A 10,952-nucleotide genomic window follows, 5' to 3' on the forward strand; every position below is an offset into this window, starting at 1 on the left:
CTCCACCACGCCACTGATCCCCGTCCATGACGAAGATCGCGAAACCCAGCCAACCCTGGGCTTCCAGCGTGTACTGCAACGTGCTGTCTTTCATGTGCAGAGCTCGGGCAAGCGTGAAGTAACCGGTGCCAACGTGCTGGTTGCAATCTTCAGTGAGCAAGAGAGTCAGGCCGTATTCCTGCTGAAACAGCAGAGCGTTGCGCGCATTGATGTCGTCAATTACATCGCCCACGGCATTTCCAAAGTGCCGGGGCACGGCGATCACTCTGAAGGTGAACAAGATATGCAGGACGACGAGGGCGGTGAGTCTTCTTCTTCAGGCAATCCGCTGGATGCTTATGCCAGCAACCTCAACGAACTCGCGCGCCAGGGTCGGATTGACCCGCTGGTCGGCCGCGAGATGGAAGTCGAGCGTGTTGCGCAGATTCTGGCGCGTCGGCGCAAGAACAATCCGCTGTTGGTGGGCGAGGCGGGCGTGGGTAAAACCGCGATTGCCGAAGGCCTGGCCAAGCGGATTGTCGACAACCAGGTGCCGGACCTGCTGGCCAACAGCGTCGTCTATTCGCTCGATCTCGGTGCGCTGCTGGCAGGCACCAAGTATCGCGGTGATTTCGAGAAGCGCTTCAAGGCGCTGCTTAATGAACTGAAAAAACGTCCGCAGGCAATCCTGTTCATCGACGAGATCCACACCATCATCGGTGCCGGCGCTGCGTCCGGTGGCGTGATGGATGCCTCGAACCTGCTCAAGCCGCTGCTGTCGTCTGGCGACATTCGCTGCATCGGTTCGACCACGTTCCAGGAATTCCGTGGGATCTTCGAGAAGGACCGTGCGCTGGCGCGGCGCTTCCAGAAGGTCGATGTCGTCGAACCGTCGGTGGAAGACACCATCGGTATCCTGCGCGGCCTGAAAGGGCGTTTCGAACAGCACCACAATATCGAATACAGCGATGAGTCGTTGCGCGCCGCTGCTGAACTGGCATCGCGCTACATCAATGACCGGCATATGCCGGACAAGGCCATCGACGTGATCGACGAGGCGGGTGCCTATCAGCGCCTGCAACCGGTCGAGATGCGCGTCAAGCGTATCGAAGTGCCGCAGGTCGAAGATATCGTGGCGAAGATCGCGCGGATTCCGCCGAAGCACGTCACCAGTTCCGACAAGGAATTGCTGCGTAACCTGGAGCGTGACCTGAAGCTGACGGTGTTTGGTCAGGATGCCGCGATCGACTCGCTGTCGACCGCGATCAAACTGTCCCGCGCCGGGCTCAAGTCGCCTGACAAACCCGTCGGTTCGTTCCTGTTCGCCGGTCCAACCGGTGTCGGTAAAACCGAGGCTGCACGGCAGCTGGCCAAGGCGTTGGGGATCGAACTGGTGCGCTTCGACATGTCCGAGTACATGGAGCGCCACACCGTATCGCGTCTGATCGGTGCGCCTCCGGGCTATGTCGGCTTTGATCAGGGCGGTCTGTTGACCGAAGCGATCACCAAGCAGCCGCACTGCGTGTTGCTGCTCGATGAAATCGAGAAGGCGCATCCGGAAGTCTTCAACCTGCTGCTGCAGGTGATGGACCACGGCACGCTCACCGACAACAACGGGCGCAAGGCGGACTTCCGCAACGTGATCGTGATCATGACCACCAACGCCGGTGCCGAGACTGCGGCGCGTGCTTCGATCGGTTTCACCCATCAGGACCACTCGTCTGATGCGATGGAAGTGATCAAGAAGAGCTTCACGCCGGAATTCCGTAACCGTCTGGACACCATTATCCAGTTTGGTCGCCTCAGTCATGAGGTCATCAAAAGTGTGGTGGACAAGTTCCTTACCGAACTGCAGGCGCAGCTGGAAGACAAGCGTGTGTTGCTGGAGGTTACCGACGCGGCGCGCAGTTGGCTGGCGGCCGGTGGTTACGATTCGGCCATGGGTGCACGTCCGATGGCGCGTCTGATCCAGGACAAGATCAAGCGTCCGTTGGCGGAGGAGATTCTGTTTGGTGAGCTGGCCGAGCATGGCGGTGTGGTGCACATCGACATCAAGGATGGTGAGTTGACGTTTGACTTCGAGACCACCGCAGAAATGGCTTGATGGCTTGATGTTGATTGGGAAGGCGCCTTCGGGCGCCTTTTTGCTTTTGGGTGTATATCCATTCTTTGGGTGATGGCTGGCTAAGGTTCCGCCCTTACGGCGGGTCACTTTTGGCAAACGCCCCAAAAGTAACCAAAAGGTCTGTGCCCTGACGTTCGGCCCTCGCCTGGGCTCGGGTTCCTTCGCTCCGGGATTCATTCGTGGGGCAGCGCCTACGGTTTGCTTCGCTGCACCTCCTCTCGCTGTGTTTGGCTGCGCCAAACGGTCGCTGCGCTCCCACCCCCGGATAAACCCCTCCACTCAGCCTGCCGACGGGCCCTCAGATCAAAAGCTTTACTCGAGCTAACGCTCATTGTGTTGAGTGGGGCGGCTTCGCCGCAGGGGCAGCACGCAATCTGAACTGTATGAGCCAGCCTGCTGGCGATGGCGGCCTGACAGCCGACCAATCTCCAACTAAATACACCCAATCCCCTGTAGGAACTGCCGAAGGCTGTGATCTTTTGATCTGCTCTGGCTCTGGCTCTTGATGTCGCCTTTGATCTCAAAGCCCCTTCGGCAGGCCGAGCGGTCCATCAGGGGGTTAGGCGCGCAGCGCCATGCGGCGAAGCCGCATACATCGAGAGGAGGTGCAGCGAAGCAAACCGGAGGCGATGCCCCCTGATGGGCACCGTAGCGAGGGAACACTGAGCCTCAGCGAAGTGCCGTACGCCGGGGCAAAGCCTTTTGGGTTACCTTTTCGCTGGGCCGGCACTCCGGCGTTTGGAAAAGGTGACTCGCTGTAAGAGCGAAACCGCCAGCGGCAGCACCCGCAGAAACGGATATACACACAAAACCAACAAAGCGCAGACACAAAAACGCCCGGCATAAACCGGGCGTCTTGTATTGACTTGATTAGCGAGCGCGGTAAGTGATGCGCCCTTTGCTCAAGTCATAGGGCGTCAGCTCGACGCGCACTTTGTCACCGGTAAGAATACGAATGTAGTTCTTGCGCATCTTGCCGGAAATATGCGCGGTTACGACGTGCCCATTTTCCAACTCCACACGAAACATGGTGTTGGGCAGGGTGTCGACGACAGTGCCTTCCATTTCGAAGCTGTCTTCTTTCGACATGCAGTAAAGCCCTCGGTGTCCAATGAATGGCCCGGTGCAACTGCGCCAGGCAAAAGCGGCGTGCATTGTGCCCGAAAAAGGGGGTTCAAGCCAAGGGGTTTAGGGCTTGCGATTAGTTCAGGATCACCCAGCGCTGATTAATCAGCAATTCGATGGGGCGATATTGGGTTTTGTAGTTCATCTTTTTGCAGTTCTTGATCCAATAGCCGAGATACACCGCTTCCAGCCCGAGGCGCTGGCTTTCGGCGATTTGCCACAGGATCGCGAAACGTCCCAGGCTGCGGCGCTCCTCGTCCGGTTCGTAAAAGGTATAGACCGCCGACAGACCGTTGGGCAGCAAATCGGTCACGGCGACGGCGAGTAACCGTCCGTCGAGACGAAATTCGTAGAAGCGCGAGAAGGGCAGGTCGCGCACCAGGAAGGTCGAGAACTGGTCACGACTGGGCGGGTACATGTCGCCATCGGCATGTCGCTGCTCGATGTAGCGCTGGTACAGGTCGAAATATTCTTCGCTGAAGTGCGGTTTTATCGGGCGCACCTGCAAATCGGCATTGCGTTTGAAAATGCGTTTCTGCTGACGGTTAGGGTTGAACTGCGCCACCGGGATGCGCGCAGGCACGCACGCATTGCAATTCTGGCAATGGGGCCGATACAGATGATCGCCACTGCGACGAAAACCCATTTCCGACAGGTCTGCGTAGACATGCACATCCATGGGCTGACTCGGGTCGAGAAACAGCGTCGTCGCCTGCTCCTCGGGCAGATAACTGCAGGAATGAGGCTGAGTGGCATAGAACTTCAAGCGCGCCAACTCGGTCATGATCAACCCTCGGGATAAGCTGGTGAATTAAGTGTAAGCCACGCGCGCAAAAGTCGCTCAGCAAACCCAAGTGGCACGATTGGGCTGATCCAGGTGGCGAGCCAGATAGTCGGCAAATTCGCGGCGGGGGATCGCCCGGGCACCGAGGCTGTGCAGATGATCGGTCGGCATCTGGCAGTCAATCAAGACGAATCCGGCCTCTTTCAGATGTTGCACCAGCGCCGCGAAACCAAATTTCGAGGCATTGTCGGCGCGGCTGAACATCGACTCGCCGAAAAACAGCTGACCCATCGCCAGGCCATACAGGCCGCCGACCAATTGGCCTTGGTCCCAGACCTCGACCGAGTGGGCAAAGCCGCGGCGGTGCAGTTCCAGATAGGCGTCCTGCATCGCTTCAGTGATCCAGGTGCCATCGGCGTAGTCCCGCGGCGCGGCGCAGGCACGAATCACTGCTGCGAAATCCTGATCGAAGGTCACTTGATAGCGTTGCTGGCGCAGCAGTTTGCCGAGGCTGCGCGAGACATGCAGTTCGTCGGGAAACAGAACGGTGCGCGGGTCCGGCGACCACCAGAGGATCGGCTGGCCTTCGGAAAACCACGGAAAACAGCCGTGCCGGTAAGCCTGTACGAGGCGATCGGCGGACAGATCGCCACCGGCAGCCAGCAATCCATTGGGATCGCGCATGGCCTTTTCCAGCGGCGGGAAGGTCAGGGAATTGCGTTGTAACCAAGTCAGCATGGCATCCGGGCTTGCAGAAGGGGAGGGCGGTGCGGGCGCGAGACCCGCGATAAAGTGTGCCGTTAAATGACAGGAATGTCGTCCAGATACTTCTCCGCGTCCAGTGCCGCCATGCAACCGGCACCGGCCGAGGTCACGGCCTGGCGGTAAACGTGGTCGGCCACATCACCAGCGGCGAAGACCCCGGGGATCTCGGTGGCGGTGGCGTCGCCGTCGCTGCCGCCCTTGACCCGCAGATAACCGTCGCGCATCGGCAGTTGGCCCCGAAACAGATCGGTGTTGGGTTTGTGGCCAATCGCGATGAACACGCCGGCCAGTGGCAGTTCGCGGGTTTGCCCGGTATGACTGTCGCGCAGGCGCGCGCCGGTCACGCCGTTGGCATCGCCCAGCACTTCGTCCAGATTCTGATTCCAGTGCAGGCGCACGTTGCCGCTGGCGGCTTTTTCGAACAGTTTGTCCTGGAGGATTTTCTCCGAGCGCAATTTGTCGCGCCGGTGGATCAGGAGTACCTCTTTGGCGATGTTCGACAGGTACAGCGCTTCCTCGACAGCGGTGTTGCCGCCGCCCACCACGGCGACCACCTGATTGCGATAGAAAAAGCCGTCACACGTCGCACAGGCCGAAACCCCTTTGCCGGCGAAGGCCTCTTCCGAGGGCAGGCCCAGATACTGCGCCGAGGCGCCGGTAGCGATGATCAGCGCGTCGCAGGTGTAGGTGCCGCTGTCGCCGATGAGCTCAAACGGGCGCTGCTGCAACTTGGCGGTGTGGATGTGGTCGTAAACGATCTCTGTGGCAAAGCGCTCGGCGTGTTTTTGCATGCGCTCCATCAGCACCGGGCCGGTCAGGCCTTCGACGTCGCCGGGCCAGTTGTCGACTTCGACGGTGGTGGTGAGCTGGCCGCCGGCCTGTAGCCCGGTAATCACCACCGGTTTGAGGTTGGCGCGGGCGGCGTACACGGCGGCGCTGTAACCGGCGGGACCGGAGCCGAGAATGATCAGGCGTGAATGCTTCGCTGCGTTCATCAAATACACCTCATAAGCCTTTGTCACAAAAGACAATGCATGCTCAAATTGAACCGCAGGATTTGTCGCAATGGCTATGCTCAGCTATGGGTCTTGAAGCATGGCATCAGCCGCACAAACCCGTACAATGCCGGGCTGTTACAGAATATTTGTAGAGCGCTGTGTTTATGGCTGTGTTTATAAAAGCTGCGGCACAGTGTTAAAAGTAGTCTCAGTTGCGCCGGTTCACTTTTTTACCTGCCTGGATTGGGCAGTTTTTTATCGTCATTCAATAGATGGACGCGCCCCGGGCGCAGGAAAAGAAGCGTTTTGAAGAAATCCACCGCAGCACCAAAAACAGTCGTTCCGCTCTGGCGCCAGCAATTGCACTACCGGCTCAAGGAAGGTGCATTGATCGCCATCGGTGCCTTGTGCCTGTTCCTGATGATGGCCTTGCTGACCTACGGCAAGGACGATCCGGGCTGGAGCCACAACAGCAAGATCGACGACGTGCAGAACTTCGGCGGCCCGGCCGGTTCCTACAGCGCCGACATCCTGTTCATGGTGCTGGGTTACTTCGCGTACATCTTCCCGTTGCTGCTGGCGGTCAAGGCGTACCAGATCTTCCGTCAACGCCATGAGCCGTGGCAGTGGAGCGGCTGGCTGTTTTCCTGGCGCCTGATCGGCCTGGTGTTCCTGGTGCTGTCCGGCGCCGCGCTGGCGCATATCCATTTCCATGCAGCCACCGGTCTGCCGGCGGGTGCGGGCGGGGCGCTGGGCGAAAGTCTCGGTGATCTGGCGCGCAACGCGCTGAATATCCAGGGCAGCACGCTGCTGTTCATCGCGTTGTTCCTGTTCGGCCTGACCGTGTTCACCGACCTGTCGTGGTTCAAGGTGATGGACGTCACCGGCAAGATTACCCTCGATCTGTTCGAACTGTTCCAGGGCGCGGTCAACCGCTGGTGGTCGGCGCGTACCGAGCGCAAGCAACTGGTCGCGCAACTGCGTGAAGTCGATGACCGCGTCCACGACGTGGTGGCCCCGACCGTCACCGACAAGCGTGAACAGGCCAAGGTCAAGGAACGCCTGATCGAGCGTGAGCAGGCCCTGAGCAAGCACATGTCCGATCGCGAGAAGCAGGTGCCACCGGTTATCGCCCCGGCTCCGGTGAAAGCGCCCGAGCCAAGCAAGCGCGTGCAGAAAGAGAAGCAGGCGCCGTTGTTCGTCGACAGTGCCGTGGAAGGCACCTTGCCGCCGATCTCGATTCTCGATCCTGCGGAAAAGAAACAACTCAATTATTCGCCGGAATCCCTGGCAGCGGTCGGCCACTTGCTGGAGATCAAGCTCAAGGAATTCGGCGTCGAAGTTACCGTGGACTCGATCCACCCGGGCCCGGTGATTACCCGTTACGAAATCCAGCCTGCCGCCGGCGTCAAAGTCAGCCGCATCGCCAACCTGGCGAAAGACCTTGCACGTTCGCTTGCCGTGACCAGTGTGCGGGTGGTCGAGGTGATTCCGGGCAAGACCACGGTCGGTATCGAGATCCCCAACGAAGACCGGCAGATCGTGCGTTTCTCCGAAGTGCTGTCGACTCCCGAGTACGACAACTTCAAATCGCCGGTCACCCTCGCTCTGGGCCACGACATCGGCGGCAAACCGGTCATCACCGACCTGGCGAAGATGCCGCACCTGCTGGTGGCGGGTACCACCGGTTCCGGTAAGTCGGTGGGTGTGAACGCGATGATCCTGTCGATCCTGTTCAAGTCCGGCCCGGAAGACGCCAAGCTGATCATGATCGACCCGAAAATGCTCGAGCTGTCGATCTACGAAGGCATTCCGCACCTTCTGTGCCCGGTAGTGACTGACATGAAAGACGCCGCCAACGCCCTGCGCTGGAGCGTCGCCGAGATGGAACGCCGCTACAAATTGATGGCGAAGATGGGCGTGCGTAACCTGTCCGGCTTCAACGCCAAGGTCAAGGAAGCGCAGGATGCCGGCGAGCCGTTGAGCGATCCGCTGTACAAGCGCGAAAGCATCCACGACGAAGCGCCGCTGCTGCAAAAATTGCCGACCATCGTCGTGGTGGTCGACGAATTCGCCGACATGATGATGATCGTCGGCAAGAAGGTTGAAGAACTGATCGCTCGTATCGCGCAGAAGGCACGTGCCGCCGGTATCCACTTGATCCTCGCGACCCAGCGTCCTTCGGTGGACGTGATCACCGGTCTGATCAAGGCCAACATCCCGACGCGGATGGCGTTCCAGGTGTCGAGCAAGATCGACTCGCGAACAATCATCGACCAGGGCGGCGCCGAACAACTGCTTGGCCACGGTGACATGCTCTACATGCCACCGGGCACCAGCCTGCCGATCCGGGTGCACGGCGCGTTCGTTTCCGACGATGAAGTACACCGCGTGGTGGAAGCCTGGAAACTGCGTGGCGCACCGGAATACAACGATGACATCCTCAACGGTGTCGAAGAGGCGGGCAGCGGTTTTGAAGGCAGCAGCGGTGGCGGCGACGGCGATGATCCGGAGACCGACGCGCTGTATGACGAAGCCGTGCAGTTCGTCCTGGAAAGCCGCCGGGCGTCGATTTCCGCGGTACAGCGCAAGCTGAAGATCGGTTACAACCGCGCTGCGCGCATGATCGAAGCCATGGAAATGGCTGGCGTTGTCACCGCGATGAACACCAACGGTTCGCGTGAAGTACTGGCCCCGGGCCCGATGCGCGACTGATTCGGCCGCTCCGATTTGCAACAAAGGATGGCGCAATGACGCGCCGTCCCCTCCCCACAAGTATTCAAGAGGACTCCCATGCGTCTTATCCGCATGCTGTTGCCAGTACTGGCACTGACCACCCTTACGGCCCACGCCGATGACAAGGACGTGGCGCGTCTGACCCAATTGCTGGAAACATCGAAAACCCTGACCGCGAATTTTTCCCAGCTGACCCTCGACGGCAGCGGCACGCAGTTGCAGGAAACACGCGGTGATATGGTCCTGCAGCGTCCGGGCCTGTTCTACTGGCACACCGAAGCGCCAAACGAGCAGACCATGGTCTCCGACGGCAAGAAAGTCACCCTGTGGGACCCGGATCTGGAACAGGCCACCATCAAGAAGCTCGACGAGCGTCTGACCCAGACTCCGGCGCTGCTGCTGTCCGGTGACGTGTCGAAGATCAACCAGAGCTTCGATATCAGCGCGAAAGAGGCGGGCGGCGTGATCGACTTCACCCTCAAGCCGAAGACCAAGGACACCCTGTTCGACAGCCTGCGTCTGTCGTTCCGCAACGGTCTGATCAATGACATGCAACTGGTCGACAGCGTCGGTCAGCGCACCAATATCCTGTTCACCGGGGTCAAGGCCAACGAAGCGGTGTCGGCGTCGAAGTTCAAGTTCGACATCCCGAAGGGTGCTGACGTCATTCAGGAATAAACCCCGGATCCCGGGTTGGGCTCTTGTGGCTTGGAGCTTTTGTGGCGAGGGGATTTATCCCCGATGGGCTGCAAAGCAGCCCCAAAAAAGGTGACTGCTGCGGGTCCATCGGGGATAAATCCCCTCACCACAAGGTCACCAACAGGTGTCCACAGGTGTTCCAACAGGTTTCAGACAATCAGAGGTTTCAACGCTACGTGATGGATCTGTTTCGCAGTGCACCGATTGCCCAGCCACTGGCCGCGCGTTTGCGTGCGACCAACCTGGATGAGTACGTCGGTCAGGAGCACGTGCTCGCTCGCGGCAAGCCTCTGCGGGAGGCGCTGGAGCAGGGTGCCCTGCATTCGATGATCTTCTGGGGGCCGCCGGGCGTGGGCAAAACCACCCTGGCGCGCTTGCTCGCGGAAGTCTCGGATGCGCACTTCGAAACGGTCTCGGCGGTACTCGCCGGGGTCAAGGAGATCCGTCAGGCCGTTGAAATCGCCAAGCAGCAGGCCGGCCAATACGGCAAGCGCACCATTCTGTTTGTCGATGAGGTGCACCGCTTCAACAAATCGCAGCAGGATGCGTTCCTGCCGTACGTCGAGGACGGCACGCTGATTTTCATCGGCGCCACCACCGAAAATCCTTCGTTTGAATTGAACAACGCGCTGTTGTCGCGGGCTCGCGTCTATGTGCTGAAAAGCCTCGACGAGACCGCGCTGCGCAAACTGGTACATCGCGCGCTCACCGAAGAGCGCGGCCTGGGCAAACGCAACCTGACCCTCAGCGATGAAGGCTTCCAGATGCTGTTGTCAGCCGCCGATGGCGATGGCCGGCGCCTGCTCAATCTGCTGGAAAACGCCTCGGATCTGGCCGAAGACAACAGCGAAATGGGCACCGAGTTGCTGCAAAGCCTGCTCGGTGACACCCGGCGGCGCTTCGACAAGGGCGGCGAAGCGTTCTACGACCAGATCTCGGCGCTGCACAAATCGGTGCGCGGCTCCAACCCCGACGGTGCGCTGTACTGGTTTGCGCGAATGATCGACGGCGGCTGTGATCCGCTGTACCTGGCCCGGCGCGTGGTGCGCATGGCCAGCGAAGACATCGGCAACGCCGACCCGCGCGCCCTGAGCCTGTGCCTGGCGGCGTGGGAAGTGCAGGAGCGCCTTGGCAGCCCGGAAGGCGAGTTGGCGGTAGCTCAGGCCATCACCTATCTGGCCTGCGCACCGAAAAGCAACGCGGTGTACATGGGCTTCAAAACCGCGTTGCGTGCTGCTGCCGAGTACGGTTCGCTGGAAGTCCCGCTGCACTTGCGCAACGCACCGACCAAGCTGATGAAGCAATTGGGTTATGGCGACGAATATCGCTACGCCCACGACGAGCCCGATGCCTACGCTGCCGGTGAAGACTATTTCCCGGAAGAGCTCGAGCCGATTCCGTTCTACCAACCGGTGCCCCGTGGCCTGGAATTGAAGATCGGCGAGAAGCTTAATCATCTCGCCCAACTCGACCGTTTAAGCCCAAGACAGCGGAGAAAATAGTGCTTCCATTGATCGTTGCGGTCTCCGTCGGCGGGATTGCCGGCACCCTGTTGCGCTTCGCCACCGGCAATTGGGTCAACGCCAATTGGCCGCGGCACTTCTATACCGCGACGCTGGCCGTTAATATCGTGGGCTGTCTGCTGATTGGCGTGTTGTACGGCCTGTTTTTGATACGCCCGGAGGTACCGATCGAGGTGCGTGCCGGGTTGATGGTCGGCTTCCTCGGGGGGCAGATCGGA

Annotated in this window: 9 protein-coding genes; 5 read left to right on the forward strand and 4 right to left on the reverse strand. The window is 59.9% G+C overall.

Annotation, left to right across the window (positions count from 1 at the left end; all coding sequences use genetic code 11):
- Positions 1 to 2,083: ATP-dependent Clp protease ATP-binding subunit ClpA (gene clpA, locus ACIOUG_RS25635; protein ID WP_401069779.1), on the forward strand; the 2,083-nt coding region annotated here is incomplete at its 5' end.
- A gap of 891 nt (positions 2,084 to 2,974) precedes the next feature.
- Here clpA and infA read toward each other — a convergent pair.
- From infA to trxB, 4 genes are all read right to left on the reverse strand, one after another.
- A complete protein-coding gene (gene infA / locus ACIOUG_RS25640) occupies positions 2,975 to 3,193 on the reverse strand; it encodes a translation initiation factor IF-1 (protein WP_002553999.1) in 219 nt (72 codons plus the stop codon).
- Between the two features lie 112 nt (positions 3,194 to 3,305).
- On the reverse strand, positions 3,306 to 4,013 hold the full coding sequence (locus tag ACIOUG_RS25645) for an arginyltransferase (RefSeq protein ID WP_025109006.1): 708 nt from the start codon (positions 4,011 to 4,013) through the stop codon (positions 3,306 to 3,308).
- 57 nt (positions 4,014 to 4,070) lie between these two features.
- Positions 4,071 to 4,751 carry a leucyl/phenylalanyl-tRNA--protein transferase gene (aat, locus tag ACIOUG_RS25650; protein WP_401069782.1) on the reverse strand — a complete coding sequence of 227 codons (681 nt, stop codon included), beginning with the start codon at positions 4,749 to 4,751 and terminating at the stop codon, positions 4,071 to 4,073.
- A gap of 62 nt (positions 4,752 to 4,813) precedes the next feature.
- A complete protein-coding gene (gene trxB, locus ACIOUG_RS25655; RefSeq protein WP_401069785.1) occupies positions 4,814 to 5,773 on the reverse strand; it encodes a thioredoxin-disulfide reductase in 960 nt (319 codons plus the stop codon).
- 309 nt (positions 5,774 to 6,082) lie between these two features.
- Between trxB and ACIOUG_RS25660 the strand changes: the two genes are divergently transcribed.
- The 4 genes from ACIOUG_RS25660 to crcB all read left to right on the forward strand — a co-directional run.
- A complete protein-coding gene (locus tag ACIOUG_RS25660; RefSeq protein WP_338801434.1) occupies positions 6,083 to 8,491 on the forward strand; it encodes a DNA translocase FtsK 4TM domain-containing protein in 2,409 nt (802 codons plus the stop codon).
- 78 nt (positions 8,492 to 8,569) lie between these two features.
- Complete coding sequence (lolA, locus tag ACIOUG_RS25665; protein WP_401069788.1) at positions 8,570 to 9,190, forward strand: outer membrane lipoprotein chaperone LolA; 621 nt, start codon at positions 8,570 to 8,572, stop codon at positions 9,188 to 9,190.
- A 200-nt stretch (positions 9,191 to 9,390) separates the two neighbouring features.
- Complete coding sequence (locus tag ACIOUG_RS25670; RefSeq protein WP_003223849.1) at positions 9,391 to 10,713, forward strand: replication-associated recombination protein A; 1,323 nt, start codon at positions 9,391 to 9,393, stop codon at positions 10,711 to 10,713.
- Positions 10,713 to 10,952: fluoride efflux transporter CrcB (crcB, locus tag ACIOUG_RS25675; protein WP_401069791.1), on the forward strand; the 240-nt coding region annotated here is incomplete at its 3' end. The genes ACIOUG_RS25670 and crcB, both read left to right, overlap by 1 nt.

Origin of the sequence: Pseudomonas sp. NPDC087803 (assembly GCF_044742995.1) — a bacterium.
Taxonomy (GTDB): domain Bacteria; phylum Pseudomonadota; class Gammaproteobacteria; order Pseudomonadales; family Pseudomonadaceae; genus Aquipseudomonas.